25 protein-coding genes and 1 tRNA gene are annotated in these 25,921 nt (G+C 70.5%); 16 read left to right on the top strand and 10 right to left on the bottom strand.

Translation table 11 applies throughout. From position 1 onward, the window contains the following. Positions 1-98 precede the first annotated feature (98 nt). The 3 genes from C1N74_RS10070 (at position 99) to C1N74_RS10060 (ending at position 3,302) form a co-directional block, all read left to right on the top strand. Positions 99-1,907, top strand: a complete 1,809-nt coding sequence (locus tag C1N74_RS10070) for a DEAD/DEAH box helicase (RefSeq protein WP_023954678.1) — start codon at positions 99-101, stop codon at positions 1,905-1,907. 142 nt (positions 1,908-2,049) lie between these two features. Beyond that, complete coding sequence (locus tag C1N74_RS16655) at positions 2,050-2,184, top strand: hypothetical protein (RefSeq protein ID WP_023954676.1); 135 nt, start codon at positions 2,050-2,052, stop codon at positions 2,182-2,184. 194 nt (positions 2,185-2,378) lie between these two features. Further along, positions 2,379-3,302 (top strand): SDR family oxidoreductase, encoded by a 924-nt coding sequence (locus C1N74_RS10060; protein ID WP_137750459.1) that lies wholly within the window; start codon positions 2,379-2,381, stop codon positions 3,300-3,302. On the opposite strand, the gene C1N74_RS10055 is transcribed toward C1N74_RS10060, so the two are convergent. Both C1N74_RS10055 and C1N74_RS10050 read right to left on the bottom strand, forming a co-directional pair. After that, positions 3,289-3,879 (bottom strand): hypothetical protein, encoded by a 591-nt coding sequence (locus C1N74_RS10055; protein WP_375538043.1) that lies wholly within the window; start codon positions 3,877-3,879, stop codon positions 3,289-3,291. The genes C1N74_RS10060 and C1N74_RS10055 overlap by 14 nt on opposite strands. A gap of 3 nt (positions 3,880-3,882) precedes the next feature. Continuing rightward, complete coding sequence (locus C1N74_RS10050; protein WP_023954670.1) at positions 3,883-5,031, bottom strand: zinc-dependent alcohol dehydrogenase; 1,149 nt, start codon at positions 5,029-5,031, stop codon at positions 3,883-3,885. Positions 5,032-5,244: 213 nt separating this feature from the next. Here C1N74_RS10050 and C1N74_RS10045 point away from each other — a divergent pair, with 213 nt between their 5' ends. From C1N74_RS10045 to C1N74_RS10035, 3 genes are read left to right on the top strand one after another with little or no spacing between them, the layout of a single operon-like run. Beyond that, positions 5,245-6,327 (top strand): iron-containing redox enzyme family protein, encoded by a 1,083-nt coding sequence (locus tag C1N74_RS10045; RefSeq protein ID WP_137750458.1) that lies wholly within the window; start codon positions 5,245-5,247, stop codon positions 6,325-6,327. Next, entirely contained in the window at positions 6,327-7,280 is a 954-nt protein-coding gene (locus tag C1N74_RS10040; RefSeq protein ID WP_137751009.1) for a glycosyltransferase family 2 protein, read from the top strand. The genes C1N74_RS10045 and C1N74_RS10040 overlap by 1 nt, the downstream gene beginning before the upstream one ends. After that, complete coding sequence (locus C1N74_RS10035; protein ID WP_103842492.1) at positions 7,277-7,483, top strand: CDGSH iron-sulfur domain-containing protein; 207 nt, start codon at positions 7,277-7,279, stop codon at positions 7,481-7,483. The genes C1N74_RS10040 and C1N74_RS10035 overlap by 4 nt, the downstream gene beginning before the upstream one ends. Positions 7,484-7,627: 144 nt before the next feature. Here C1N74_RS10035 and C1N74_RS10030 read toward each other — a convergent pair whose 3' ends face one another. After that, positions 7,628-8,500 carry a manganese catalase family protein gene (locus C1N74_RS10030; protein ID WP_137750457.1) on the bottom strand — a complete coding sequence of 291 codons (873 nt, stop codon included), beginning with the start codon at positions 8,498-8,500 and terminating at the stop codon, positions 7,628-7,630. 206 nt (positions 8,501-8,706) lie between these two features. On the opposite strand from C1N74_RS10030, the gene C1N74_RS10025 reads away from it, so the two are divergent. The 3 genes from C1N74_RS10025 to C1N74_RS10015 all read left to right on the top strand — a co-directional run bounded on the left by C1N74_RS10025 (position 8,707) and on the right by C1N74_RS10015 (position 11,741). After that, positions 8,707-9,471, top strand: coding sequence for an MBL fold metallo-hydrolase (locus tag C1N74_RS10025; protein ID WP_023954660.1), 765 nt, complete (start codon positions 8,707-8,709; stop codon positions 9,469-9,471). A 119-nt stretch (positions 9,472-9,590) separates the two neighbouring features. Next, positions 9,591-10,430 carry an SDR family oxidoreductase gene (locus C1N74_RS10020; protein WP_137750456.1) on the top strand — a complete coding sequence of 280 codons (840 nt, stop codon included), beginning with the start codon at positions 9,591-9,593 and terminating at the stop codon, positions 10,428-10,430. 126 nt (positions 10,431-10,556) lie between these two features. Beyond that, positions 10,557-11,741 carry a glycosyltransferase gene (locus C1N74_RS10015; protein ID WP_137750455.1) on the top strand — a complete coding sequence of 395 codons (1,185 nt, stop codon included), beginning with the start codon at positions 10,557-10,559 and terminating at the stop codon, positions 11,739-11,741. 60 nt (positions 11,742-11,801) lie between these two features. Here the strand turns inward: C1N74_RS10015 and C1N74_RS10010 are convergent, their stop codons facing one another. Next, complete coding sequence (locus C1N74_RS10010) at positions 11,802-12,659, bottom strand: LuxR C-terminal-related transcriptional regulator (protein WP_064954941.1); 858 nt, start codon at positions 12,657-12,659, stop codon at positions 11,802-11,804. 122 nt (positions 12,660-12,781) lie between these two features. Here C1N74_RS10010 and C1N74_RS10005 point away from each other — a divergent pair, with 122 nt between their 5' ends. Further along, complete coding sequence (locus C1N74_RS10005; RefSeq protein ID WP_137750454.1) at positions 12,782-13,132, top strand: DUF485 domain-containing protein; 351 nt, start codon at positions 12,782-12,784, stop codon at positions 13,130-13,132. A 17-nt stretch (positions 13,133-13,149) separates the two neighbouring features. After that, entirely contained in the window at positions 13,150-14,766 is a 1,617-nt protein-coding gene (locus C1N74_RS10000; RefSeq protein WP_036306006.1) for a cation acetate symporter, read from the top strand. Positions 14,767-14,839: 73 nt separating this feature from the next. Here C1N74_RS10000 and C1N74_RS09995 read toward each other — a convergent pair whose 3' ends face one another. Beyond that, the gene (locus tag C1N74_RS09995; protein ID WP_137750453.1) at positions 14,840-15,361 is read right to left on the bottom strand and encodes a methylated-DNA--[protein]-cysteine S-methyltransferase; all 522 of its coding nucleotides are present in this window, start codon (positions 15,359-15,361) and stop codon (positions 14,840-14,842) included. A 166-nt stretch (positions 15,362-15,527) separates the two neighbouring features. On the opposite strand from C1N74_RS09995, the gene C1N74_RS09990 reads away from it, so the two are divergent. After that, complete coding sequence (locus tag C1N74_RS09990) at positions 15,528-19,256, top strand: ATP-binding protein (RefSeq protein WP_064954939.1); 3,729 nt, start codon at positions 15,528-15,530, stop codon at positions 19,254-19,256. Between the two features lie 186 nt (positions 19,257-19,442). On the opposite strand, the gene mscL is transcribed toward C1N74_RS09990, so the two are convergent. The 3 genes from mscL to C1N74_RS09970 are packed head-to-tail and all read right to left on the bottom strand — an operon-like array spanning position 19,443 to position 20,870. Continuing rightward, complete coding sequence (gene mscL, locus C1N74_RS09980) at positions 19,443-19,937, bottom strand: large conductance mechanosensitive channel protein MscL (protein WP_137750452.1); 495 nt, start codon at positions 19,935-19,937, stop codon at positions 19,443-19,445. 32 nt (positions 19,938-19,969) lie between these two features. Next, entirely contained in the window at positions 19,970-20,260 is a 291-nt protein-coding gene (locus tag C1N74_RS09975; protein ID WP_023954643.1) for an FmdB family zinc ribbon protein, read from the bottom strand. A 13-nt stretch (positions 20,261-20,273) separates the two neighbouring features. After that, the gene (locus C1N74_RS09970; protein ID WP_023954641.1) at positions 20,274-20,870 is read right to left on the bottom strand and encodes a 5-formyltetrahydrofolate cyclo-ligase; all 597 of its coding nucleotides are present in this window, start codon (positions 20,868-20,870) and stop codon (positions 20,274-20,276) included. A gap of 66 nt (positions 20,871-20,936) precedes the next feature. Between C1N74_RS09970 and galU the strand changes: the two genes are divergently transcribed. The 3 genes from galU to C1N74_RS09955 all read left to right on the top strand — a co-directional run bounded on the left by galU (position 20,937) and on the right by C1N74_RS09955 (position 23,451). Next, entirely contained in the window at positions 20,937-21,815 is an 879-nt protein-coding gene (galU, locus tag C1N74_RS09965; protein WP_023954639.1) for a UTP--glucose-1-phosphate uridylyltransferase GalU, read from the top strand. A 19-nt stretch (positions 21,816-21,834) separates the two neighbouring features. Beyond that, complete coding sequence (locus tag C1N74_RS09960; RefSeq protein ID WP_137750451.1) at positions 21,835-22,476, top strand: GNAT family N-acetyltransferase; 642 nt, start codon at positions 21,835-21,837, stop codon at positions 22,474-22,476. A 72-nt stretch (positions 22,477-22,548) separates the two neighbouring features. Next, on the top strand, positions 22,549-23,451 hold the full coding sequence (locus tag C1N74_RS09955) for a large exoprotein (RefSeq protein ID WP_137750450.1): 903 nt from the start codon (positions 22,549-22,551) through the stop codon (positions 23,449-23,451). Between the two features lie 8 nt (positions 23,452-23,459). Here C1N74_RS09955 and C1N74_RS09950 read toward each other — a convergent pair whose 3' ends face one another. Beyond that, entirely contained in the window at positions 23,460-24,659 is a 1,200-nt protein-coding gene (locus tag C1N74_RS09950; protein WP_137750449.1) for an amidohydrolase family protein, read from the bottom strand. A gap of 57 nt (positions 24,660-24,716) precedes the next feature. On the opposite strand from C1N74_RS09950, the gene C1N74_RS09945 reads away from it, so the two are divergent. Then, positions 24,717-24,789 (top strand) — tRNA-Ala (locus C1N74_RS09945). Positions 24,790-24,843: 54 nt separating this feature from the next. Here C1N74_RS09945 and C1N74_RS09940 read toward each other — a convergent pair. Next, positions 24,844-25,755, bottom strand: coding sequence for a LysR family transcriptional regulator (locus C1N74_RS09940; RefSeq protein WP_137750448.1), 912 nt, complete (start codon positions 25,753-25,755; stop codon positions 24,844-24,846). Between the last annotated feature and the right edge of the window lie 166 nt (positions 25,756-25,921).

The following is a 25,921-nucleotide window of genomic DNA, read 5'->3' as shown; positions in this document are numbered from 1 at the left end:
CCCCCTCGAGTCCCTCGACCTGCTTCGAGGCTAGGGCACCGGGCCGAAGCGCGCCGGGCCGATCGCGCGTTCTCAGCAGAGGCGGACTACCCTGAAGCGTGTCCACTTCTGCTGAACAGCCTGTACCCGAGTCCGCCGACGAGCCGCCCGTCATCACTTTCCGCGACCTCGGGCTGGGGGAGCAGGTGCTCAAGGCACTCTCCGACGTGGGCTACGAGACCCCGTCGGCGATCCAGGCGGCGACGATCCCGACGCTCCTCGAGGGACGCGACGTCGTCGGGCTCGCGCAGACCGGTACCGGCAAGACCGCCGCCTTCGCGCTGCCGATCCTCGACCGGCTCGACCTGACGCAGAAGACCCCTCAGGCTCTCGTGCTGGCTCCGACGCGCGAGCTCGCGCTGCAGGTCTGCGAAGCGTTCGAGAAGTACGCGTCCCGCACCCGCGGCGTCCACGTGCTGCCGGTCTACGGCGGCCAGGGATACGGTGTGCAGCTCTCGGCACTGCGCCGCGGTGTCCACGTGATCGTCGGTACGCCCGGCCGCATCATGGACCACCTCGACAAGGGCACGCTCGACCTGTCCGAGCTGAAGTATCTCGTGCTCGACGAAGCCGACGAGATGCTGAAGATGGGCTTCGCCGAGGACGTCGAGACGATCCTCGCCGACACCCCCGACACGAAGCAGGTCGCGCTGTTCTCGGCGACGATGCCCGCGGCCATCCGCCGGATGTCGAAGCAGTACCTCAACGACCCCGAAGAGATCACCGTCGCGTCGAAGACGACGACCTCCTCGACGATCACCCAGCGCTACCTGATCGTGTCGTACCAGCAGAAGATCGACGCCCTCACCCGCATCCTCGAGGTCGAGAACTTCGAGGCGATGATCGTCTTCGCCCGCACGAAGAGCGCGACCGAGGAGGTCGCCGAGAAGCTGCGCGCCCGCGGTTACTCCGCCGCCGCGATCAACGGTGACGTCGCCCAGGTGCAGCGCGAGCGCACCGTCAACCAGCTGAAGTCGGGCAAGCTCGACATCCTGGTCGCCACGGATGTCGCTGCCCGCGGCCTCGACGTCGAACGCATCTCGCACGTGGTGAACTTCGACATCTCGACCGACACCGAGTCGTACGTCCACCGCATCGGCCGCACCGGGCGTGCCGGCCGCACCGGCGACGCGATCAGCTTCGTCACCCCGCGCGAGCGCGGGCTCGTGAACGCGATCGAGCGTGCGACGCGCCAGCCGCTGACGCAGATGCAGCTGCCGAGCGTCGACGAGGTCAACGTCACGCGCCTGTCGCGCTTCGACGACCGCATCACGGCGGCCCTGGAAGACACCGACCGCATCGAGCGATTCCGAGACATCGTCGCACACTACGTCCGTCACCACGACGTGCCCGAAGTGGATGTCGCCGCCGCGCTCGCCGTCGTCGCTCAGGGCGAGACCCCGCTGCTGCTCGAACCCGACCCCGAGCCTCGCGCCCGCGCTCCGCGCGAGGACCGCGCCCCCCGATCGTTCGATCGCGACGACCGCGATGGGCGTCCCGAGCGTCGCCCGCGCGCAAGCAACCCGAACATGACGACCTATCGCATCGCGGTCGGCAAGCGTCACCGCGTCGAGCCCCGTCAGATCGTCGGCGCGCTCGCGAACGAGGGCGGTCTGAGCCGCGGCGACTTCGGCGCCATCCAGATCCGTCCCGATTTCTCGCTCGTCGAGCTGCCGAACGACATGCCCCAGTCGACGCTCGACCGCCTGGCCGACACCCGCATCTCGGGCAAGGCGATCGAGATCCGCGTCGACACGGGCGGACCGAGCCGCAGCTCGCGGAGTCGATACGACCGCGACGATCGCCCGCGCGAGCGCGACGACCGCCCGGCGCGCAAGCCGCGCCACCGCTCGGAGCCCAGCGACTGACAGTCCGGCGTCCCTCGAGAGCGGACTGCGTCTCGCACGCATCCGCTTTCGGGGCAAGCCCGGTTCGCGGCATCCGCCCGGCGTGCACAGTGGAGGTGTCCCGCGAGCGCGGGACGCCACGCGAGCCGATCGGAGAAGTGACATGAGCGTCGACCACCACGGACGAGACGACGAGCACCAGCACGACGCGGACGACGCGGCATCGGCCGGTTCCGAGTCGCCCGAAGAAGGCGCTGAGGCCGAAGAGGCTGCCGAGGACGCCCGCACCGACCGCTGACGGCTGCGGTCGTCATCGGCGTCGGCGGTGCTCTGTTCCCGGAAGGTGCTCTGTTCCCGGAGCACTGAGGGGCAGGAGCACCGCCGACGTCGTCGTTCCCGCGCCGGCTCCGGAGGACGCGACGCGGAATAGCGTGTGCGCGCGGGGAACGCAACCGGCTTCGGCATCCGCACCGCCGGGACGATCCTGCGTCGATGAGCGCGACCACTCCGCATCCCCATCTCACCGGCCGGACGATCGTGGTCGTCGGCGCGTCCAGCGGCATCGGTCGCGCCGTCGCCGTACGCGCGGGCGAGGCCGGCGCGCGGGTCGTCGTGTTCTCGCGGCGCGGCGAAGCGCTGGACGAGCTCGCTCGACGTATCCGTGACCGGGGCGGTCAGGCTCACGTCGTGCCGGGCGACGCCGGCCGCACCGAGGACCTCGAGCGCCTCGCCACCGAGGCGGAGCGGATGTTCGGACCGATCGATGTCTGGGTCGGCAACGCGGGCGTCGCCACGATCGGACCATTCTGGAAGGCGCCCCTCGACGAGCACCTCCGCGTGGTCGACACCAATCTCGCCGGTGCCGTGCGCGGGGCGCACGTCGCTCTCCGCCGTTTCGTGCCGCGGGGGAGTGGCGTCATCGTGAACACCGCGTCGGTCGAGAGCGTCGTCCCGCTGGCGTATCAGGCGTCGTACGCGGCCACGAAGGCCGGCGTGCTGTCGCTCACCCGTGCCCTGCGACAGGAGCTGCGGCTCGCCGGTGCGACGGGCGTGGCGGTGACGGCGGTGCTGCCCTGGGCCGTTCGGACACCGTTGTGGCGCCACGCGGGCAACCACGCGGGTCGCGCGCTGCGGCTGCCGCTGATGGACGAACCCGAGCTCGTGGCCGACGCGATCCTGCGGTCGGCGGTCTCCCGTCGCGAGTGCGTCGCCGTCGGGTGGGAGGCGCGCGCGGCGCTGCTCGGCCACCGCATCGCCCCGGGGCTGACGACCCGGCTCGCCGCCGATCTCGTCCAGACCTGCCTCCGGCGGGGCGCCGCGGCGGAGCCGAGCTCGGGAGCGGTTCTCGACAGTCTCGACGACCCCGCGACGGCTGCCGAGATCCCGCGCCCGCTCGATCGGCCTAGCGACGTCTGAACGCCCGTCCGACGATACGGATGACGAGCCACCCGGCGAGGACCCAGGGCCCGGCGACGAGGAGGGGATCGAGCCAGGTGTGCCGTTGGTCGACCCGTCCTCGGCCGAACCGCGACCGGATCGGATGCCGACGGGCTTCACTCAGAACCCCGGTCTCGGTGATGGGGTTGTCGGGCCGAGCCGTCGCCAACGAGCGCACATGTGCGCCGACGGCCTCGACGCGATCACCGGCGACGAGCAGCAGCCAGTGCGCGGCACGGCCCTCGCTGAAACGCGCATAGGCCAGCCGGCGGATTCGCCCAGAGAGACCGTGCAGCGGTTGCGCCGTGCTGTAGACGGGCGTGAGGAACGCGTGCTCGATCGAGCGCTCGCGGCCCGGGTCGTCGGCCTGTCGCGGCGGCATCCCGCGATCGGCGGCAGTCTCGTCGATCCTCTCGACGCTGCCGGACGGACGGTCTGCCGGGTCGAGGTCGGCGCCCCACCCGGGGATGCGGGCGCGCAACGCCGCGCGATCGGGCGCCGGCCGGGGCACGTTCGGGCTGTACGGGGTGGGGACGTCGGAGGAGTTCGCGCTCACGGGTCAGCCTTCCGAGGGGACGACGACGGTCTTCACGCAGTCGTCGAGCTTGGATGAGAACATGTGGTATCCCTCGGCGATGTGCTCGAGAGGGATGCGGTGGGTGATCAGGTCGCTCGGCGAGATGTATCCCGCGCGGATGTGCTCGAACAGGCGCGGCCACTGCCGTTTCACCGGTGCTTGATTCATCCGTAGCGTGAGGCCCTTGTTGAGGGCGTCGCCGAACTTCACCGCGCTGAACAGCGGACCGTACGCGCCGATCACCGAGACCGATCCGCCCTTGCGTGCTCCGTCGATGGCCCAGTTCAGGGCGACGGGCGAGCCGCCCTGCAGCTTGAGCTTCGCCGAGGTGACGTGCTGGGTGACGTTGCCGTCCGCCTCGGCACCCACGGCATCGATGACGACGTCGGCACCGAGGTAGTCGGTCATCCGCTTCATCTCGACGACGACGTCGCGGTGCTCGGAGATGTTCACCGTCTCGGCGTGCGCGAACTCACGAGCCTTAATCAGCCGATAGTCGAGATGGTCGAACGAGATGACCCGCCCCGCACCCATCAGCCAGGCCGACTGCGCCGCAGCGAGGCCGACCGGCCCGGCGCCGAGCACCATGACGGTGTCGCCCTCGACGATGCTTCCCAGCTGGGCGCCGAAGTAGCCCGTCGAATAGGCGTCGGTGAGCAGGAGCGCGTCCTCATCCGACATCCAATCGGGAATGACGGTGGGGCCGACGTCGGCGAAGGGAACGCGCACGCGCTCGGCCTGACCGCCGTCGTAGCCGCCCGCCGTGTGCGAGTAGCCGTAGATGCCGCCGACCGCCGTCGCATTGGCGTTGACGTTGTGGCAGTTCGAGAACAGCCCGCGCGCGCAGAAGTAGCACGAGCCGCAGAAGATGTTGAACGGCACCATCACGCGGTCGCCCACAGCGAGGTTCGTCACGGCGCCGCCGAGCTGCTCGACCACGCCGATGAACTCGTGACCGAACGTGTGACCGATCCGGGTGTCGGGCATCATGCCGTGGTAGAGGTGCAGGTCCGATCCGCAGATCGCGGCGAGCGTCACCCGCACGATCGCGTCGTGCGGGTGCTCGATCCTCGGATCGGGCTTCTCTTCCACGCGGACCTTGTACGGTCCGCGGTAGGTCATGGCTTTCATCGATCGCCTCTCTGCCGGGGTTCGTGCCCGTCACACTGCGCGCGACCGCGCCTGCCGCCCACGGGCTGGACGAGCTGACGTCGACGCGCTACCGCCCGCGCGCGTCACGCCGCAACGGAGGCGCCGCTTGCACACCGAGATCGCACGGGTCAACCCGCTCGAAGCACCCCGCGCAGGCCACGTACGGTCGCCGCTCTCACCCCGAGGAGCCCCATGAGCATCACCATCGAGACCATCCCCATCGACCTCGGCGGCGCCGATCCCCTGCCGTTCGGTGCCCGGGGGCCCGTGAGCGCGATGCTCCAGCGGGCGCTCATCGCCCCGGCGACGAGTGGTCTCCCGATCGACGCTCCCGAGCTCGTGGGGCGCGCCCTCGCCGAGACGCCCGACATCCTGTGCGACGACGACCTGCAGCTCTCCCTGTTCCTCATGTATGCCGTCCATTACGGCTCGCTGCCGGGGCTGGACGCCTCGTGGGAATGGGAGCCGTCGCTCATCGCCGCAAGAGGGCGCATCGAGCGCGCTTTCGAGGGGGCCCTGCGCGCCGCGGCCGAGATCGCCGATCCGCCCGAGGCGGAACGGGACGCCGTCGCACGCTGGCTGTTCGACCTGACTGCCCCGACCGCGGGACCGGGCATGGCGCGCTTCGTCGCGAAGAAGGCCTCTCTCGAGCAGTTGCGTGAGTTCCTCATCCTCCGCACCGTCTACACGCTGCGCGAAGCAGACCCGCACTCGTGGGCGATCCCGAGACTGCGGGGCCGGTCGAAGGCCGCCCTCGTCGAGATCCAGTCGGACGAGTACGGCGGCGGTGACCCGGCCCGCGTGCACGCGACGATCTTCGCCCAGACCGTCCGCGGCGCCGGCCTCGACGACACCTATGGCGCATACATCGACGCCGTGCCCGCCGTCATCCTGGCCAGCCATAACGCGATGTCGCTGTTCGGGCTGCACCGGCGCCTCCGCGGGGCGATCGTGGGGCACCTCGCGGCGTTCGAGATGACCTCGTCGATCCCCAACCGCTCGTACGGCGACGGCTTCCGGCGGCTCGGGTTCGGCTCCGACGTCACGTGGTACTTCGACGAGCACGTCGAGGCCGACGCCGTGCATGAGCAGATCGCGGGTCGCGACCTCGCGGGTTCCCTCGCCGAGGACGAGCCGGAACTGCTGCCCGACATCCTCTTCGGCGCTCGGGCCTGCCTCGTCCTCGACGACCTGGTCGGCGACCACGTGCTCGCTGCCTGGGAGGAGGAGCGGAGCGCGCTTCGCGGCGGCGTCCTTCCCGACCTCACGGCGTGATGCGCGACGACGTCGAGTACGTTCTGCCGCTGCGCTGGGATGACCAAGCCCATCGGTCCGACGCGGCCGAGCTGGGGGAGTACCTCACCTGGCTCACCCGCCGCGTCGACGTCACCGTCGTCGACGGCTCGCCCGCGCACCTGTTCGCCGCGCACCGTCGTGACTGGGCGCCCGCGCGGGTGGTGCCGCCGTCGGTGCCGGGCCGCAACGGAAAAGCGCGCGGAGCGATGACGGGGCTCGTCCTTGCCCGGCATCCGCTCACGGTCATCGCCGACGACGACGTCCGGTACGACGACGGCTCTCGGCAGCAGGTCGTCGCAGCGCTGTCGGATGCCGACATCGTGCGGCCGCAGAACGTCTGGCTGCGGCCTCGGCCGTGGCACGCCCGCTGGGACACCGGCCGCACCCTCGTCAACCGCGCCTTCGGAGGCGACTTCTCGGGCACCGTCGCGGTACGGACCGGCCTCGCTCGCCCCGGCTACGACACCGACGTCCTGTTCGAGAACCTCGAGCTCGAGCGCACGATCATCGCCCGTGGCGGCCGCCGGCGCATCGCGCGCGACATCTTCGTCGCCCGCCTGCCCGCGACGGCAGGCCGTTTCCGGGAACAGCGCGTGCGCCAGGCGTACGACAGCCTCGCGCAGCCGGCTCGCCTCGCGCTGGAGCTGGCGGTGGTTCCCCTCATCCTCGCGCTGCGCCGCCGGCCGGTTGCCCTGGCGCTCTCCGGGACAGCGGTCATCGTCGCCGCCGAGGTCGGGCGCCGCCGTGACGGCGGACGTGGCGTTTTCGGGCGGACGGATGCCCTGTGGGCGGTGCCGTGGGTCATCGAGCGGGGTCTGGCGAGCTGGGTAGCGCTGTCGCTGCGGCTGCGCGGCGGGGTGCGCTATCGCGGCACGCGGCTGCGGCGAGCGGCGAACAGCATGAGGACACTGAGGAAGAAGGAGAGACGATGAGCGAGCACCAGGGTGCATCCGTGACCATCACCGCCTGCCCCGACGGGCCGCTGCTCGTGCGGGGCGACGTCGAGCTGCTCGACGACGCGGGCAACCCGATTCCGCGCACCCGCCGCACGGTGGCGCTCTGCCGCTGCGGGGTGAGCGCGATCAAGCCGTTCTGCGACGGCACCCACAAGCTCGCCGGCTTCACCGCCGACTGAGCCCGCCCCCGGCCGCTCTGCGCTGCGCGCCGATGCAAGGGATCGTTGCCGACACCCCGATCGGATGCCGTTCCGGCCGGGGTGTCGGGCGAGATCCCTTGCATCGGGGCACGGCCGCGTCGCCCGCGGCCGTGCCCCTCGGGGTCAGAGTTTGTCGCGGATGACGCCCTCGGCCTTGTCGATGATGTTCGGCTTCGCGTCGGTGCCGTAGAAACGGGGGTCCGGCTGCGTGGGCGGCGGCATGGGAACCGAGGTGTCGGGTCCGTCGAGGTAGGTGAACTCGCCCTTGCCGTCGGGGGTGGGTCCCGCGGCCCACGAACCCTCGGCGGCTGCGGCACCGTCCGAGAAGTTGATGTACTTGTAGGCGTGCTCGCGCGCCTCGTTCGAGAGCGGGAAGTTCGACGGCACGGGGATGTCCTCCACTCCCTCTTCGCGCAGCTCCTGGGCGGCCCGGATCCACTGGTTCTGGTGCATCGTGTCGCGCGCCAAGAGGAACGAGAGCATGTCTCGCACGCCCTTGTCGTCGGTCATGTGATAGATCCGCGCGACCTGCAGGCGCCCCTGCATCTCGGCGTTCGCGTTGGCGGTGAAGTCGGCGAGGAGGTTGCCGCTGGCCGTCACGTACGAGCCCTGCCACGGGTTGCCGTTCGAGTCGACCGGGCGCACGCCCGCGCCGGCGACGATCGCAGCCTGCACGTCCATGCCGCCGATGACGGCGCCGAGGACGGGGTCGGACTTCGCGGCGGCTTCGGACTGCTCGGCCGGAGCCTTCTCGAGCAGCTGCGCGATCATGATCGCGAGCATCTCGACGTGGCCGAACTCCTCGGCCCCGATGCCGTAGAGCAGGTCGCGGTACTTGCCCGGGATGTGGGCGTTCCACGCTTGGAACCCGTACTGCATCGCCACGGTGATCTCGCCGTACTGGCCGCCGAGCACCTCCTGCATCCGTCGCGCGAAGATCGCGTCGGGCTTCTCCGGACGGGCCTCGAATTGCAGTTCCTGTCGATGAAAGAACATCTCGCCTCCTGGGGATCGGCCGAGCGCCGAGTGCGCCGGCGCCGCGAACGTACGTCTGCCTTTCCGAGACAGCCACGGGCCTTGACTGGTTCCGGGGTCGGTGCGACCATCGCGCCCGCGCGGCGGGTGACCGCGGATCGATCTGTCAAGCCCCGGGCGCTCGGCCGACGGGCTGCGGATCATCGTGCGGGACCGGAGGGAGCATCATGACGACCGATCACCGACCGCGGGTGTCCGAGGTCGCCGAGGGCGTGTTCCAGCTCGCTCGCGGCGGCGTGAACGCTTACCTCATCGCCTCCGACGACGGGCTCGTCCTGATCGACGCGGGACTCCCGCGCACGTGGCCGCTCCTGGAGCAGGCCCTCGCGGCCGTGGGCGCCCGCCCGTCCGACATCGACATGCTTCTGCTCACCCACGGGCACTTCGATCACGTGGGGATGTGCGAGCGCCTCGCCGACGAGCACCACCTCGTGGCCGACGTGCACCCGGGCGACGAGGAGCTGGCGCGGCATCCGTACCGGTACGCGCACGAAGCCCCGCGATTCCCCTACCCGTTCCGGTATCCGGCGGCGATGCCGATCCTCGCCCGGATGGTGAGTGCGGGAGCGCTGGGCGTGAAGGGCGTGCGGACCGATCCGTCGATCGTGCCCGGACATTCCATCCCGCTCGCCGGCGGCATCCTTCCGATCGCGACGCCCGGTCATACCGATGGGCACTGCGCCTTCCTTCTCGAGTCCCGCGGCATCCTGCTGACCGGTGACGCCCTTGTCACCCTCGATCCCTACACGGGGCGCGTCGGCCCGCGCGTCGTGGCCCGGGCCGCGACCGCGCACAGCCGCGAGGCGCTCGATTCGCTGAGCCGGCTCGCCGAGACGGGCGCCCGCCTCGTCCTTCCGGGTCACGGCGCCGTCTGGGAGGACGGCGGCATCGCGCCTGCCGTGTCGATCGCCCGCTCCCGCGGCGTCGACTGACGCGCCGGTCGCCCGGGCGACGCGATGCCGGATCGGGCGACCGGGTGTCAAGCCCCGTGTATCCGGAGCCCAGTCGGGATCGGGTAGACCAACCGTTCACCGTTCGACGAAAGAGAGGGATGACCATGGAACCCCAGCAGCAGAACGTCCCGGGTACCGACCAGAAGATGGTGCCGAAGCCCGACTACGGCGAAGAGACCTACCGCGGCTCCGGAAAGCTCACCGGAAAGCGCGCCCTCATCACCGGTGGCGACAGCGGCATCGGCAAGGCGGTGGCGCTCGCCTACGCCCGCGAGGGAGCGGATGTCGCCATCAGCTACCTCGACGAGCACGAGGATGCCGAAGAGGCCAAGCGCTTCGTCGAGGATGCGGGCCGTCGCGCCGTTCTCATCCCCGGCGACATCTCCGACCCGGCGCACTGCCGCGAGGCCGTCCGGCGCACCGTCGAGGAGCTCGGGGGGATCGACATCCTGGTCAGCAACGCCGCGTTCCAGATGAACCGCGAGACCCTCGAGGAGATCCCCGACGAGGAGTGGGACTTCACGTGGGCGACGAACGTCGACGCGTACTTCCACCTGGTGAAGGCGGCGCTGCCGCACATGGGGCCGGGATCGTCGATCATCGGCTCGAGCTCCGTGCAGTCCGATCAGCCCTCGCCGAACCTGCTGCCGTACGCCGCGACGAAGGCCGCCATCGCGAGCATCACCGCCTCGCTCGCGCAGATGCTCGGTGAGCGCGGCATCCGCGCCAACAGCGTCGCCCCGGGACCCATCTGGACCCCGCTGATCCCGGCCACGCTGCCGCCCGACGCGGTGGAGAGCTTCGGCGAGCAGACACCGCTCGGACGGGCCGGTCAGCCCGCCGAGCTCGCTCCGGCGTACGTGCTGCTCGCGTCCGACGAGGCGTCGTACATCTCGGGCGCGCGTCTGGCGGTCACGGGAGGCAAGCCCATCCTCTGAGCCCGGCGCTCGGGACCGGCGTCCGGCGCCGTTCGTTCACGCAACGCTCGTCCGCGGTTCACTCGCCGCGGGCGGGCGTTGCCGCACGATGGATCGCACCCGCCGCGTCGATCCCGAAGGTCCTGAATGAGCGCTCCGCTTCGCGTCCTCTCCCTCACCGAGGGCTTCTTCGCCGGCGGGGCTCGGATCCTCCACAGCGACGTCGTCGCGGGCCTGCACGCGCGGGGCGAACAGCACCACAGCGTGCTCTCGATCGCGTCGCGGGCCAGGCGCGAGTCCACGGTGCAGCACATGGCCGCCGATCCGCGCTATCGCTCGCTGCGCTCGGCGGGCATCGCCGTCGCCTCGCTGGGAAAGACCGCGGGGGCGGTGCCGCATGCGCCGCATGCGTACTCATCACGACAGCTGCGCGCGGCGTCGCGGGCGATCGCCGCAGCGGACGTCGTGCTCACGCTCAAGGAGCAGCCGCTCGGACTGCTGCTCGCGCTCGACGACGCCATGATGATGCCCCCTCGGCCCGTCGTGACCTGCCTCCATCGCTCCGATCCCGAGCATTCCGGCGACGCCCTCGCGTGGCTCGGCGAGAGCGTCCGGCGCGGGATCCTCACGGCGGCGGTCTCGTGCGCGCAGTCGACGGATGCCGCGTACGCGCCGCTTCTCGGCAGCGCGCGGCGCCACGTCGTCGACAACGGCATCGACCTCTCGCGGTTCCGCCCGGCCATCACCCGCGGGGATGACCCCGTGCGCCGCGAGCTCGGCATCCCGGAGGAAGCGGTCGTCGTCGCCTACGCGGCCCGGTTCGACGAGATGAAGGATCCCGAGCTCTTCCTGCGGTCGGTCGCCGCGCACCGCCGGATGGTGCCGGATGCGCACTATGTCATGTGCGGCGCGGGGATGACGCGCGAGAACCCCCGGCTGGTCGAGATGCTCTCCGCCGAGGGCGGTGACCGCGTGCACGCCCTCGGCATCCGCGACGACATGCCCGCGATCTACCGGGCGGCCGACGTCGTGGCGCTCACGAGCGCCTTCGGCGAGGCGGCGCCCCTCTGTCTGCTCGAGGGAGCGGCAAGCGGCGCGGTGCCGGTGACGACGGATGTCGGCGACGCGGCCCGCCTCGTCGAGGGGATCGGCATCGTCACCCCGCGTGACCCCGACGCTGTTGCGGCCGGGTGGCGACGTGCCGCCCTCGAACGCGAAGGATTCGCCGCTGCCGCGCTCGCCGCCCGCAGCCGACTGGGTCGCGACCGGATGATCGCGGAGTACGCGGCGGTCATCGAGCAGCACCGCGGCCGTCTTCGCATCGCGGCCTGATCCTGCGCGTCGCGGCCTGGTCCGGCAACGACGTCAGCGAATATCGGCGGGCGTCGCGGGTCAGGGGAGCAGACCGAGGCGTCGAGCGCGTGTGACGGCCGCGTGCCGCGTCGACGCATCGAGCTTGGCCATCGCGGACTGAAGGTACGACTTCACGGTGCCCTCCTTCAGGCTCAGCGCCGCGCCGATCTCGGCGTTCGTCGAGCCGAGGGCGCAGCACGCCAGCACGTCGAGCTCGCGTGGCGAGAGCTGCACGTCGGCGTCCTTCGCCGAGGTCGTTCCGTCGCACGCGACCGTCGTCAGGCGGCGTTCGATCGCGGCGAGCCGCGCCCGCAGGTCGGCGTCGTCGACGGTCGCCGCGATGCTGCGCAGCTCGGCGAAGCTCTCGCGGAGGTCTTCACGAGCCGCGGCGGACAGGCCCGTCGCCGCTTCGGGCGTCGGGGCCAGGGCGAGCCGTCGCTGCACCTCGTCGCGGATGCGCAGCTCGGTGCTGATCGCGTCCGCCGCGCGGAACGCCGGCCGTGCGACGAGGTCTCCGACGGGAGCCTGCGACCACGAACCGCAGTACAGCACCCCGCGGGCTCGGCCATCGGTCACGATCGGGACGGCGAAGAGCGTGGAGATCCCCTCGCCGAGGATCGCCCGGTCGTAGTCGTGGGTGATGGTGCGCGCGGTGCGGTAGTCGAGGGCGAGGCGCGGGCGCTTCTCGACCATCGCGGCGCCGCCCAGTCCGCGCCCGATCCTCACCACCAGGTCGTCGATCGAATGCGACCGCGCTCCGGCGATCGCGGTGACGTGAACCGAGCCCTGGCTCTCGAGGCCGCCGAAGACGACGGGAAAGCGTGTGCTGCGTGCGAGGTCGTCCACCGCGCGGGAGACCAGCTGCGCGTCGTTCTCGGGTGCCGCCAGTGCCGTCACGCACTACCTACTTCCGGGGGTGACGGCCTCGTTGCCGCCTTTCGTAGCGTCGACCATACCATCGCGGTCGCTCGACGACGACGACCGCTGGAGAGCTGCTCACCATGAGGCAAGGAGGCCACATGTCCGCATCGCCCACCCACTCGCCGCCGCCTGGCGCAGTGGATTACGTCGCCGTCGAAGAGTCGGCGCCGTTCCAGGAACTCAAGCGCAAACACCGCAGCTTCGTGTGGCCCCTCACGATCGTCTTCCTCGTCTGGTACTTCGCCTACGTGCTGCTGTCGTCGTTCGCGACCGACTTCATGGCCCAGCGCGTCTGGGGTGACATCACCGTCGGTCTGCTGTTCGGACTCGGCCAGTTCGTCACGACGTTCGCGATCACCATGGGCTACGTCTGGTACGCCAATCACAAGCTCGACCCGATCTCGGCGTCGATCCGGCATGACCTCGAACGGCAGGAGGCGGGTTCGTGAACGGATTCTGGGAAGCGGTGCACGGCGTCGGAGCGGCCGTCGTCGCGGCGGGCGAGACGGTCGACAACAATCCGGTGCTGAACATCTCGATCTTCGGTGCGTTCGTCGCCGTGACGCTGTTCATCGTCATCCGCGCCAGCCGCAACAACAAGACCGCCGCGGACTACTACGCCGCGGGCCGTTCGTTCACCGGTCCGCAGAACGGCTTCGCGATCGCGGGTGACTATCTGTCGGCGGCATCCTTCCTCGGCATCTGCGGCGCGATCGCGATCAACGGCTACGACGGCTTCCTGTACTCCATCGGATTCCTCGTGGCCTGGCTCGTCGCCCTGCTGCTCGTCGCCGAGCTGATGCGCAACACCGGCAAGTTCACGATGGCCGACGTCCTGTCGTTCCGGCTGAAGCAGACGCCGGTGCGCATGGCGGCCGCCATCACGACGCTCGCCGTGTGCTTCTTCTATCTGCTCGCGCAGATGGCAGGTGCCGGCGGGCTCGTCTCGCTGCTGCTGGGCATCACCGAGCAGGTCGGGCAGTCGATCGTGGTCGCCGTCGTCGGTGTGCTGATGATCGTCTACGTGCTGATCGGCGGCATGAAGGGCACCACCTGGGTGCAGATCGTCAAGGCGTTCCTCCTCATCGGCGGCGCGCTCGTGATGACGATCTGGGTGCTCGCGATCAACGGGTTCAACCTCAACACCCTGCTCGAGAGCGCGGTCGCCGCGTCGCCGAAGGGCGAGGCGATCCTCGGACCCGGCCTGCAGTACGGCGCCAACCCGTGGGACTTCATCTCGCTCGCCGTGGCGCTCGTCCTCGGAACCGCGGGCCTGCCGCACGTGCTCATGCGCTTCTACACGGTGCCGACGGCGAAGGAGGCCCGGCGCTCGGTCGTGTGGGCGATCTGGCTGATCGGTCTGTTCTATCTCCTCACTCTCGTCCTGGGCTACGGCGCGGGTGCGCTCGTGGGCCCCGAGCGCATCGCATCGGCGCCCGGCGGCGTCAACTCCGCGGCCCCGCTGCTGGCCCTCGAGCTGGGCGGCCCCCTGCTGCTCGGCTTCATCTCGGCGGTGGCGTTCGCGACGATCCTCGCGGTCGTGGCCGGTCTCACCATCACCGCGGCGGCCTCGTTCGCGCACGACATCTATGCGAACGTCGTCAAGAAGGGCGATGTGCCGCCGGACGGCGAGGTCAAGGTCGCCCGTCGCACGGTGATCGTGATCGGCATCCTCGCGATCGTCGGCGGTATCGGCGTGCAGGGACAGAACGTCGCCTTCCTCGTCGCCCTGGCGTTCGCGGTCGCTGCGTCGGCGAACCTGCCGACGATCATCTACTCGCTGTTCTGGCGGAGGTTCACCACGCGCGGCGCGGTGTGGAGCATGTACGGCGGCTTGGCGGCAGCCATCATCCTCATCGTTCTGTCGCCGGTGTTCTGGGGTACCGAGACGAGCGTGTTCAAGAACGTCGGCACGGCGATCTGGCCTCTGAACAACCCGGGCATCGTCTCGATCCCGCTGGGCTTCTTCCTCGGCTGGCTCGGCTCGGTCACCGAGCGCCGCCAGGAGGACCCGGTCAAGGCCGCCGAGATGGACGTGCGATCCCTCACCGGCCACGGCGCCGAGAAGGCGGTCGACCACTAGAGGGAGTGACACCGCCGATCGAACGACGGCCCCGGGCGTGCGCTGCCCGGGGCCGTCGTCGTTCCGGCGCGGCCTACACGCGGCCGGAGCCTGCACCGCTCTCGAGGTCGAGCAGGAAGCGCTTGCGTTCGGGGTGGCCGCCGTACTCGCCGATCGCTCCGTCGCTGCGGACCACGCGGTGGGCGGGCACGACGATCGAGATCGGTGTCCGCGCACAGGCCGATCCGACGGCACGGTGCGCACGCGGCGAGCCGGCGGCGATCGCGATCTCGCCGTACGTCGCGACCTCGCCGTACGGGACGTCGCAGACGGCGCGCAGCGCCTCGCCGGCGAATCCGGTCGGCGCGAGCAGCCAGTCGATCGGGGTATGGAAGCGCTGCAACCGTCCCGCGAAGTAGGCGTCGAGCTCTGCCGCGGCATCGGCGGTCGCGCCGGGATCGTGCACCGGCAACGCTCCGAGGGCGGGAGCGAGGTCGACGAGGGCAATGTCGGCGGGGCGGTCGAGGATGTCGAGGTGCACCAGGCCGGTTCCGGTCACCACGAGGAGGGCGTCGCCGATCGGCGTGGCGTGCACCGCGAAAGCTGCGTCGATCATTGCTCCATCATCTCGGGCGGCCTCGCGCACGACGGGCGGGGTCAGCGAACCGGGGGAGGAGATCGCCGGCGGGAAGGCTGGGGAGGAAACGCCGATCCTCCGGCGTGTCGGCAATAGCGCGAAACTCGGCGGCGCCTGAGTGTCGGATGCGGTCGCGCCGCTTAGGGTGTGTGCTGTGTGGCGAGGAGATCGAGGAGCCGTCCGTCCGGACGCAGCCGACGAGGTTCGGGTCGAATCGGTGACCCCGGCGCAGCTCGACGTCGCCGAAGAGGACGTCGCCGTCGCGCACGTCGCCGACCCGGAGCGCGAGCGCATCCGCGTGCAGGCGGCTCAGCTCGGCGGCCGGTCGACGCTGCTGCACTACATCGCCTCCGACGACGTCGGCATCGACATCACCAAGGCGCATCCCGGCAGTCTGCCGCAGTTCATCACGGGCCGGTCGACGCTGCTGTCGAACCTGTTCCGCGACGAGGTCGGACTGCGCACGGCACGGCTCGCGGCCGGGCGCATCACCGCGAAAGACGTCGAGCTCCGCACGACGCGCGGCCTCGACACCGTCCATCTCGGCGTCGGGTTCGCCTCGTGGCGTGCCGGGGGACTCACCTACAACGCGCCCGTCCTCCTGCGACCGCTCGCCATCCGCCGTCATCACGGCGACTTCGATCTCAAGCTCCACGGCTCCTTCTCGGTCAACCCCGAGCTCGTCGAGATCGCCCGCACGCATTTCGGTATCGACCTCGACCGGCGCGGGCTGGCCGCGCTCGCGTACGACGGCGGCGTCTTCAAGCCGCAGCCCGTCATCGACCACCTCCGCGCCCTGACGGCGCATGTCGACACGTTCACCGTGCAGCCGCGCCTGATCGTCTCGACGTTCGCCGATGTCGCCGCCCGCGCGGAACGCGACGCCGCCGACCTCGACGTGCCCGTGCTCAATGCGCTCGCGGGCCACGAGGACGACCGCGCTCTTATCGCGACGCGGTACCCGGTGCCCGACGCCGTTCCCTCGGACGACCGCCCGCCCGCATCCGACCGCCTGCTGCTCGACGCCGACGCCGAGCAGGAAGGCGTCCTCGACCGTATCGTCGCGGGGCAGTCGCTCGTCGTCCACACGCTCCCGGGCACGGGGGGCACGCAGACGATCATTAACGCCGTCGGCGAGCTGGTCAGGCGAGGCAAGCGCGTCCTCGTGGTCAGCGCCCGCCGTTCCACTCTGGAGGGCGTCCGCCACCGCCTCGCCGGCATCGGGCTGCCCGGGCTCGCCGTCTCGCCTCGCGGCGTCCACCGCGACCTCATTCGCGCGATCGCCCGGAACGAGAAGGCGCAGCACCCCAAGATGGGTGAGATCGACGACGCGCTGGTGCGCCTGCGCACGGTGCTGCGCGACTATCGCGTCTCGCTGACGCAGCGGCATCCGATGCTCGGCGTCTCGCCGCTCGAGGTGCTGCAGAAGCTGACGACGATCGCCGCCGAGTCTCCGCAGCCCTCGGCTGCCACCCGGTTCGATTCCGCGACCCTCCAGCGCCTCTCGACACGACGCGCTGAAGCCGCCGCTTCGCTCGCGACCGCTGCGCGGCTGGGGGAGTTCCGCTTCGGTCCCGACGACTCGCCCTGGTACGGCGTCGCGTTCGAGACGACCGAGCAGGCACGCGCCGCGCACGCTCTGGCGGGTCGGCTGCACCGCACCGAGATCCCGGAGATCCTCGAGCGCGGGTATGAGCTCATCGGACAGACCCGGATGCGGCCGTTCACGACGCTCGCCGAGCTCGGCGCGTACATCCGTCTGCTGCAGGGCATCCGCGCCTCGCTCGACCGCTTCAGCCTGACCGTCTTCGAGCGTCCGCTGGGCGACCTCATCGAGGCGCACTCGACCCGCCGCGACACCCCGGAGATGAACGGCGCCACGCGCCGCCGTCTGCGCCGCCTGTCCAAGGAGTACGTGCGTCCCGGGATGCACGTCACCGACATGCACGACGCCCTCGTGCGAGTGCAGAAGCAGCGCGAGCAGTGGCAGCGCCTCGCCGAGGCGGGCGTCGTGCCCGAGATCCCCGCGGGCCTCGATGCCGTCGCGACGTCGTGGCAGCGCGTCGATGCCGATCTCGGTGAGCTCTCTCGCGTTCTCGGCCCCGGACACGACCTGCTCGCGACGCCGATCCCCGAGCTCGTGCGGATCCTCGCCGGACTCGCCGCCGACTCCGATGTGTTCGACAACCTCGTCGAGCGCGCCACTTTGCGCGGCGAGCTCGCCGCACTGGGCCTCGAGGGTCTGCTGACCGAGCTCTCCGTGCGGCATGTGCCCGAGGAACGCGTCGCGTCGGAGTTCGAGTTCGCGTGGTGGCAGTCCGCCCTCGAGGCCATGCTCCGCAGCGACCGTGCGCTGCTCGGCGCGAACACCAGCGTCGTCGACCGGCTCGAACGCGACTTCCGCCTCGTCGACGAGGCTCACGCCGCATCGGCGGGGCAGCAGCTCGCGGCCGAACTCGCGACGCGATGGAAGATCGCGATCGTCGATGAGGCCGACGAGACCGCGGCGCTGAAGTCGGCGCTGCGCGAGGGCACCGCCTCGGCCGCCGAGTTGCTCGCGGTCGCTCCCAAGCTGCTTCGGACCCTCGCGCCGGTGTGGATCGCATCGCCCTACGAGGTCGCGACGCTGCCCGCCCGTCCCGCCTACGACGTCGTGATCCTGGCGGATGCCGGCGCCCTCAGCGTCGCCGAATCCGCCGCTGCGCTCCGCCGCGGGCGGCAGGTCGTCGCGTTCGGCGATCCGGTGACGCAGCGACCGACGCCGTTCGAGATCGCCGCTGACCGCGATCCCTCCGACGAGCCCCTCGTCGACCCCGAAGAGCGCAGCGTCTTCGAGCGGCTCGCCGAGATCGTCCCGGTCGAGACCCTGACGCGCAGCTACCGCGCGGGAGGCGAAGACCTCGCGGAGCTCGTCAACGAGGCTTTCTACGGCGGCGAGATCGTCTCGTTCCCCTGGGCTGGCTCGTACCTCGGACGAGGCAGCCTCAGCGTCGACTACGTCGAAGGCGGTGTCGGCGCGCCCGACCCCGACTCCGGTGCGGTGGAGAGCCCCGACGCCGAGGTCGCCCGCGTCGTGACGCTCGTCGTCGAGCACGCCGTCAACCGCCCGAACGAGTCGCTGATGGTCGTCACCGCGTCGACGAAGCACGCCCTCCGCATCCGCGCCGCCGTCGAGGCCGCTTTCGCCGGACGATCGGATGTCGCCGAGTTCGTCGGTCGCGAGACGGCTGAGCCGTTCGCCGTCCTCGGGCTCGAGGAGTCTGTGGCCGAGAGCCGCGACCGCGTCGTGTTCTCCCTCGGGTACGGCCTCACCCGCCACGGTCGCGTCCTGAGCGACTTCGGCGTGCTCTCCGGACCGGACGGCGAGCGTCTGCTCACCGTCGGCATGACGCGCGCCCGTCGCTCCATGGTCATCGTGTCGTCGATCCGGCCGTCCGCGTTCGACGACGGACGCCTCGAGAATGGCGCCGCAACGCTCATGTCGATCCTCGGGGGCATCGCAGCCCGCGCCCGCGAGGCCCGCCTCGAAGACCTCGCCGACCCCCTGACGCTCGCTCTCGCGCAGAACCTCCGCCGCCTCGGCGTCGCGGTCGATGTCGCATACCGCGGGCTGCTTCCGCTGGTCGCGCAGCGCGACGGCAAAGCGGTCGTTGTCGAGGGCGACCCCGAGACGATCGGACAGTCGCTCCGCGAGTCGCTGCGGTTGCGGCCGCAGATCCTGCGGCGGCTGGGATGGCACTACATCCGCGTGCACTCGTTCGATCTCTACAGCGATCCCGCCGGTGTGGCCGCACGGGTCGCGGCGATCCTGGGCGTCGAGCCCGAGGCGCCGACGGCGGATGCGAGCACCGAGCCGCTCGATGTCATCGACTGATCGGCAACGGGTGGAGCGCGTCGGTCGCCGTCGCGCCCGATTGACCGCAGCTCCGGGTACCACGGCCGAGCCGACACCGGCCGATGAGACGACGGATGCCCCGGCCGGCGCCCAGGGCGCGGCCGGGGCATCCGGTCCGAACGATGCGCGGATGCGGAACGAGGTTCCGCCGCACTACTGACTCCGTCAGGCGGAAGGCGCTGCCGGGGGAGTGTTCTGCGAACGGCGCAGCGGGGCGTCGGTAGCCGCTGCGGGTGTGGGCGACGTGGAGCTCGCGGCGTTGTTCTTCTCCAGCAGGTCGCGGATCTGGATGAGCAGCTCCTGCTCGGTCGGGAGCTTCGCCGTCTCTTCGACGACGCCGGCCTTGGCGGCCTGGCGCTCCTTCCACTTGTTCATCGGCACGACGAACACGAAGTACACGACGAGAGCGACGGCGAAGAAGCTGATGATCGCCGTGATGAGTCCCCCCAGGGGGAACGGGACCGGCTGACCGTAGATTCCGGTCAGCGTCGGACCGGCGATACCCTCCTCGTTGGGCTGGTAGAACAGCTCGACGAGCGGGTTGATGATGCTCGACACGATCGCGTTGACGACGGCGGTGAACGCGCCGCCGATGACCACGGCGACGGCCAGGTCGATGACGTTGCCGCGCATGATGAAATCGCGGAAGCCCTTGATCATGGCTCTCCTCTCTGTCCGGACGCGCCGGGGTGTCAGGAACCCGCCGCGGCGGGGGAGGACTTCGCCTCGGACTTCGATGATGCCGAAGACGACGAGTCACCGCCACCGGTTGACGTGCTCGACGCTGCGCCCGATCCTGACCCGCTCGCGCGCGAGTCGGTGCGGTAGAAGCCGCCGCCGTTGAAGGTCACGCCGATCGACCCGTACTGCTTGCGGAGCTCGCCCGAGCACTCGGGGCAGACCGTGAGAGCAGGCTCGGCGAAGGACTGGACCGCGTCGAAGCGGTGCCCGCACGACTTGCAGGCATAGGCGTAGGTGGGCATGGTTCCTCGGTGTTCAGTGCGCCTCGGGAGCGAGGACGACGGTTCTGGTGGGAGTGACGACGCCGGTGACCGGCTGATCGTGCAGATCGCGCGGCACCTCGTCGACGAGTTCGGAGTCGAAGAGCACGGCGTACACCGGCGGGCGGTTCTCCATCGAACCGAGGGTCTTGTCGAAGTACCCGCGGCCCCAGCCGAGGCGCATGCCTGCGGCGTCGACCGCAGCGGCGGGGATGACGAGCAGATCGACGTCGCTGACGGCGATGGGGCTGAGCACTTCGCCGATCGGCTCGGGCACTCCGAAGAGGCCGTCAGCGACGGCGGCCCCCGGTTCGGCGACGACCCAGTCGAGCAGGCCGTCGTTGCGGCTGATCGGCAGGAGCACCCGGACTCCCGCCGCGACGGCTTCGTCGATGAAGGCGCGGGTGCCCGGCTCGGTCGGCGCCGAGAGGTAGCACGAGATCGAGCGGGCGCCCGTTCTGGCCACCAGCTCGCGAAGCTGCTCGCGGATGCCGTCGGCGGCCGACTCGCGCGCGGCATCCGACATCCCGTACCGGCGTTCGCGGAGGTCCGCCCGCAGCGCGCGCTTTGCGTTGTCGATCGCGTCGGACATGCCCCCGATTGTAAAGGCTGTGCGCGTTAGGGCTCGTCTGCGGCACCTGATCGATATGGTGGTCCCATGTCTCAGCAGCGCATCAAGGCGGTCATCCCCGCCGCAGGCCTCGGCACCCGTTTCCTTCCCGCCACGAAGGCCATGCCGAAGGAGATGCTGCCCGTCGTCGACAAGCCGGCGATCCAGTACGTCGTCGAAGAGGCGACCCAGGCAGGCATCGATGACGTCCTGATCATCATCGGGCGCAACAAGAACAACCTGTCGAACCACTTCGACTCCGTCCCCGAGCTCGAGCACAACCTCACGCGCAAGGGTGATGACGTCAAGCTCCGCAAGGTGCAGGAGTCGTCCGACCTCGCCGACATCCACTTCGTCCGTCAGGGCGAGCCGAAGGGTCTGGGGCACGCGGTGCTGCGTTCCCGCGCCCACGTCGGGGACGCGACGTTCGCCGTCATGCTCGGCGACGACCTGATCGACGAGCGCGACCCGCTGCTGCCGAAGATGCTCGCCGAGCAGGAGCGCTCGGGCCTGACGGTCGTCGCCCTCATGGAGGTCGACCCCGACCAGATCCACCTCTACGGCGCCGCGGCGGTCGAGCCGACCGACGACCCGGATGTCGTCAAGGTCACGGGGCTCGTGGAGAAGCCGAAGAAGGAGGACGCACCCTCCAACTACGCGATCATCGGTCGTTACGTCCTCAAGCCCAACGTGTACGAGATCCTCGAGCGGACCGAGCCGGGCAAGGGCGGCGAGATCCAGCTGACGGATGCGCTGCAAGAGCTCGCGACGACCGAGGGCGTGCTCGGCGTCGTCTTCCGCGGACGCCGCTACGACACGGGCGACCGGCTCGACTACATCAAGGCGATCGTTCAGCTCGCCTCCGATCGCGATGACCTCGGTCCTGAGCTGCGGCCGTGGCTGAAGGACTTCGTCGGGACCCTCTGACACGAGAACGGGAACGCGCGTGGAGGCCACCGCACCCCGCCACCACGGACCGGTGGCCATACGGCTGATCAGGCCGCGCGACGCCCGCACCCTGCAGTCCGAGCTGCTGGCGAACCGTTCGTGGCTGCAGCGATGGGAGGCGACGAGCCCCGAAGGCCCCGTGTCGTTCGACATGCGGCTCGGCATCCGGCGTCTGCTGCAGCAGTACCGTGACGGCAGCGGAGTGCCGTTCGTCATGGAGCATGAGGGCCAGATCGCCGGTCAGCTGAACGTCTGGGGCATCGCGCGCGGTTCGCTGTCGTCGGCGACGATCGGTTACTGGGTGAGCGAGCGGTTCGCCGGCAAGAGCATCACGCCGACCGCCGTCGCCCTCGCGACGGATCTCTGCTTCGAGGAGCTGCGGCTGCACCGCATGGAGATCTGCATCCGTCCCGAGAACCGGGCGAGTCTGCGCGTCGTCGAGAAGCTCGGATTCCGCTACGAGGGACTGCGCCGCCGCTACATCCACATCGACGGCGACTGGCGCGACCATTTCGCCTTCGCGCTCGTCGCAGAGGAGGTGCCTCGTGGTGTCCTCGGGCGTTGGCTCGAGGGCGCTGTGCCTCCCGACGCGGCCACCGTCCCGCTCGCGGACCGCCGCGCGGCGGGTCTCGAACCTTAAAGTTGAACAAGAACTTCAGACACGGGTGTGTCTGAAGTGTCACCACGGAGGATGCCACGTACGGTTGTCCCCATGGGTGGGCAGGTTCTCGGCGGCGGCGTGATCGTCCTCGTCGCGGTCGCGTTGTGGATGGTCTATCTGCTTCCGTCCTGGCACAGTCGTTACCGCTACGACGCCGCCGAACGCAACGCCGTCCGCCTGAACCAGGCGCTGCGCGTGCTCGCAGAGACCGCTGAGGCGCCCGAAGAGGTGCGGGTCGAGCTTTCGACGCGCACCGCGCTGGCGCAGCAGAAGCTCGCCCGTCAGGTGCAGCACGAGAAGGAGCAGCTGCGACTCGAAAGCGAGCGCCGCCAGCTCATCGAAGCGCGCCACGAGGTGCGCGCCGCGCGCACCGCGCGCATGACGTCGCCCGAGCACCGGGCTCGTGTCCGCCGTCGGCTCCGCCTCGCGACGACGATCGTCGCTCTGCTGGCCGCTGGCGCGACCGGCGCCGGCGGATGGATGTTGACCTCGTCCGGATCGGCCGCGCTGCTGGTCTCGGGCCTCGCGACTCTGCTCGTGGCCACGGTCGTGCTCAACCGCATGGCTGCGGTAGCTCGACGCGCCGCCCGCTCCGCCGTCGTCGCCCCGACTGTCACCGCTCGTGTTGAGCCGGAGTCGGCCGTCGTGCCCGAGTTCGAGTTCGCCGACGCGCGTGCCACCTGGACGCCGCGCGAGCTGCCCCGCCCGCTCACTGCTTCCGCCGGTTCGCGCGCCGCGGCCGTGCTCGACGAGGTCGACGCGCGCGAAGCGCTGCGCCAGGCCGCGGTCGGTGAGGCGATCCAGCGCGAGGCCGCGCGCCGCGCGCCGGCATCCCTCGACGCCAGCCGGGCCGCCAAGGCACCCACCCCCGCATTCGTGCCGACCGGTCAGGTCGACGACGCGCAGATCGAGGATCACGTCCGGCGTCTGCTCGCGCACCGCGCGGCCGGCTGACGCCCGACTCAGCGCTGGAACAGCACGCGCCCGTTGCCCACGACGAGCTCGCGCTCGGGTGTGCGCACGAGCGCGTCCATCGGGTTCTCCGCGTCGACGAGAATGATGTCGGCGCGCGAGCCCGCTTCCATCCGGCCGACCGGCAGTCCCGCGAAGGGGGCCGAGCCGCCCGTCGCGATGTCGACCACACGGCGCAGGTCGTCGTCGCGGACGAGGCTCGAGGCGCGGGCGTACTGCCAGGCGATGCCGAGCAGGTCGCCGGTGCCGTAGGGGCTCCACAGGTCGCGGATGCCGTCGGTGCCGAAGCCGAAGCGCACGCCCGCGGCGTCCAGTTCGTGAAGCGGCAGCTGGGGGAGGCGCAGGGGCGCGACCGTCGTCATCGTGATGTCGAGCGCGGCCATCGCCTGGAGCAGGTCGCGCCGGTGCGTCGCGCCGACCTGCGCGAGCGCGAATCCGTGCGCGATGTTGACGCGTCCCGCGAGACCGAAACGCTCGGTGCGCTCGATGATCAGCTCGATCTGGAACGCGCCGAGCTCGGCGGGGTCGTGCAGGTGCAGGTCGATCCCGACGCCGCGGTCGGCGGCGACGCGGAAGAGCGCGTCGAGCTGGCCGACCGGGTCGCGATCGATCGTCGCGGGGTCGAGGCCTCCGATGAAGTCCGCGCCGGCGGCGGCCGCCTCGTCGAGCAGGTCGATGACGCCAGGGCGGCGCAGCACGCCGTCCTGGGGAAAGGCCACGATCTGAACCTGAAGCGCTTCGTCGTACGCGGCGACCGCTTCGCGCACGGCCTCGATGCCGCGCTGGGCGACGCCGAGGTCGACATCGACGTGCGTGCGGATGGCGGTCGTGCCGTGACGGACGAACTGCTCGAGAACGTGTGCCGTCGTCGCGACGCTCGGGATTCCCAGTTCGTCGCGACGGGCGCGCTCGTGGCGGATGCGGCCGTCGGTGCCGCCCTCGCCGCCGTACGACTGCCACGGGAGCCCCCACCACGACTTGTCGACGTGGGCGTGGGCGTTGACGAGGCCGGGCAGCGCGAGCATCCCGCGCCCGTCGATCTCGAGGCCGGTGTCGCCCGCGTCTGCCGACGGCGCCTGCGGCGTCGCCGGCTCGACGGAGGCGATCACGCCATCGGCGATGCGGATGTCGACGGCGGAGGCGTCGGAGACACGGACGTTGCGAATGACGGATGCCGCGGGGTGGAGCATCCTTCCATTGTGCGCGCACGGACCAGCCCCGACTGCGTGATAGTGTGGGGGAGTTCCGGGCCTGTGGCGCAGTTGGTAGCGCGCTTCGTTCGCAATGAAGAGGTCAGGGGTTCGAATCCCCTCAGGTCCACCGAAACGAGAAACCGGCATCCATCAGGATGCCGGTTTTCGCATACGGGGGCGGTCAGCCGGTGACGAGCTGCTCCCGGGCGACGTCGATGAGGATCTGGTGCATCGCGCGCTCCCCGGGCGGGCGGACGCGGTCGCTGCGATGCGCGACGACGACGCGCCGCGAGGGTGCGTCCTGGCCGAGGCCGACGATACGGACGTCCGGTCGTGCGGACTGCACCGCCGTGCGCGGAGCGAGGGCGACGCCGAGGCCGACGCTCACCATCGCGAGGGCTTCCTGGTAGTCGTTGGCCTCGAACGCGATGGTCGGGCTGAATCCGGCGGCCCGGCAGCTGCGCTCCAGGACCTCGGCCACCGGGTGGTCGCGCTTGCGGACGATCCACTCCTCGTGCCGGAGCATCGACATCGTCGCGTGGCGGGTGCGCCCAAGGCGGTGGTCCTGCGAGACCACCAGCACCGTGGGGTCTTCGAACAGAGGAGTGATCGAGAGGTCGGGCTCGTCGATGCGGTTCCACTCGTAGTCCCACAGCAGCGACAGGCCGATCGTGTTCTCCTGCAGAGCGGCGACGAGTTCGTCGAACCGAGCGCTGTGCACGTCGAGGCGTACATCGGGGTAGTCGCGCCGGAAGCGGCTGATCGCGACCGGCATGAGCGTAGTGCCGATCGTCGGGAACGTGCCGACCGCGATGCGGCCGCGCCGCAGACCCGCGAGCTCGCCCAGCTCGGACTCCGCCGCCCGCAGCCGGCGCAGGATGTAGCGGGCGTGCCCGGCGAGCAGCGCGCCCGCCTCGGTGGCCGTGACGCCGCGCGGCTGGCGCCGCACCAGCGGCTGGCCGACCTCTTGCTCGAGCCGCTGCAGCTGTTGCGAGAGCGCCGAGGGTGAGTACCCGAGCGTCTTCGCCGCTGCGGTCAGCGACCCGTGATCGAGGATCGTCACCAGGACAGCCAGTCGTCGCACATCGAGCATGGGGGCCTCGCTTTCCGCCTCCACCGTACAGGCGAGAGCTCGCACGCTGAAAGCGGATGAAGCGATGCTTCACGATCACGGCTGACCCGGGCGACACTTCTGGCCGGACCGCTCGCGTGAATACCGGGATTCTCCGCGCCAGCAGTATGAAGGATCACTTCACGGG

Origin of the sequence: Microbacterium sp. SGAir0570, from assembly GCF_005491085.2 — a bacterium.
Lineage (GTDB): Bacteria > Actinomycetota > Actinomycetes > Actinomycetales > Microbacteriaceae > Microbacterium > Microbacterium arborescens.
This window is presented reverse-complemented; position numbering and strand designations above follow the sequence as displayed.

What these genes read in the sequence shown, in the direction of transcription:
- C1N74_RS09940 (WP_137750448.1), bottom strand. Translation starts at nt 25,755, where the DNA reads ATGCTCGATGTGCGACGACTGGCTGTCCTGGTGACGATCCTCGATCAC.
- C1N74_RS09950 (WP_137750449.1), bottom strand. Translation starts at nt 24,659, where the DNA reads ATGCTCCACCCCGCGGCATCCGTCATTCGCAACGTCCGTGTCTCCGAC.
- C1N74_RS10035 (WP_103842492.1), top strand. Translation starts at nt 7,277, where the DNA reads ATGAGCGAGCACCAGGGTGCATCCGTGACCATCACCGCCTGCCCCGAC.
- C1N74_RS10005 (WP_137750454.1), top strand. Translation starts at nt 12,782, where the DNA reads ATGTCCGCATCGCCCACCCACTCGCCGCCGCCTGGCGCAGTGGATTAC.
- galU (WP_023954639.1), top strand. Translation starts at nt 20,937, where the DNA reads ATGTCTCAGCAGCGCATCAAGGCGGTCATCCCCGCCGCAGGCCTCGGC.
- C1N74_RS10030 (WP_137750457.1), bottom strand. Translation starts at nt 8,500, where the DNA reads ATGTTCTTTCATCGACAGGAACTGCAATTCGAGGCCCGTCCGGAGAAG.
- C1N74_RS10025 (WP_023954660.1), top strand. Translation starts at nt 8,707, where the DNA reads ATGACGACCGATCACCGACCGCGGGTGTCCGAGGTCGCCGAGGGCGTG.
- C1N74_RS09995 (WP_137750453.1), bottom strand. Translation starts at nt 15,361, where the DNA reads ATGATCGACGCAGCTTTCGCGGTGCACGCCACGCCGATCGGCGACGCC.
- C1N74_RS10045 (WP_137750458.1), top strand. Translation starts at nt 5,245, where the DNA reads ATGAGCATCACCATCGAGACCATCCCCATCGACCTCGGCGGCGCCGAT.
- C1N74_RS10040 (WP_137751009.1), top strand. Translation starts at nt 6,327, where the DNA reads ATGCGCGACGACGTCGAGTACGTTCTGCCGCTGCGCTGGGATGACCAA.
- mscL (WP_137750452.1), bottom strand. Translation starts at nt 19,937, where the DNA reads ATGATCAAGGGCTTCCGCGATTTCATCATGCGCGGCAACGTCATCGAC.
- C1N74_RS09955 (WP_137750450.1), top strand. Translation starts at nt 22,549, where the DNA reads ATGGGTGGGCAGGTTCTCGGCGGCGGCGTGATCGTCCTCGTCGCGGTC.
- C1N74_RS09975 (WP_023954643.1), bottom strand. Translation starts at nt 20,260, where the DNA reads ATGCCCACCTACGCCTATGCCTGCAAGTCGTGCGGGCACCGCTTCGAC.
- C1N74_RS10050 (WP_023954670.1), bottom strand. Translation starts at nt 5,031, where the DNA reads ATGAAAGCCATGACCTACCGCGGACCGTACAAGGTCCGCGTGGAAGAG.
- C1N74_RS10020 (WP_137750456.1), top strand. Translation starts at nt 9,591, where the DNA reads ATGACCATGGAACCCCAGCAGCAGAACGTCCCGGGTACCGACCAGAAG.
- C1N74_RS10060 (WP_137750459.1), top strand. Translation starts at nt 2,379, where the DNA reads ATGAGCGCGACCACTCCGCATCCCCATCTCACCGGCCGGACGATCGTG.
- C1N74_RS16655 (WP_023954676.1), top strand. Translation starts at nt 2,050, where the DNA reads ATGAGCGTCGACCACCACGGACGAGACGACGAGCACCAGCACGACGCG.
- C1N74_RS09970 (WP_023954641.1), bottom strand. Translation starts at nt 20,870, where the DNA reads ATGTCCGACGCGATCGACAACGCAAAGCGCGCGCTGCGGGCGGACCTC.
- C1N74_RS10015 (WP_137750455.1), top strand. Translation starts at nt 10,557, where the DNA reads ATGAGCGCTCCGCTTCGCGTCCTCTCCCTCACCGAGGGCTTCTTCGCC.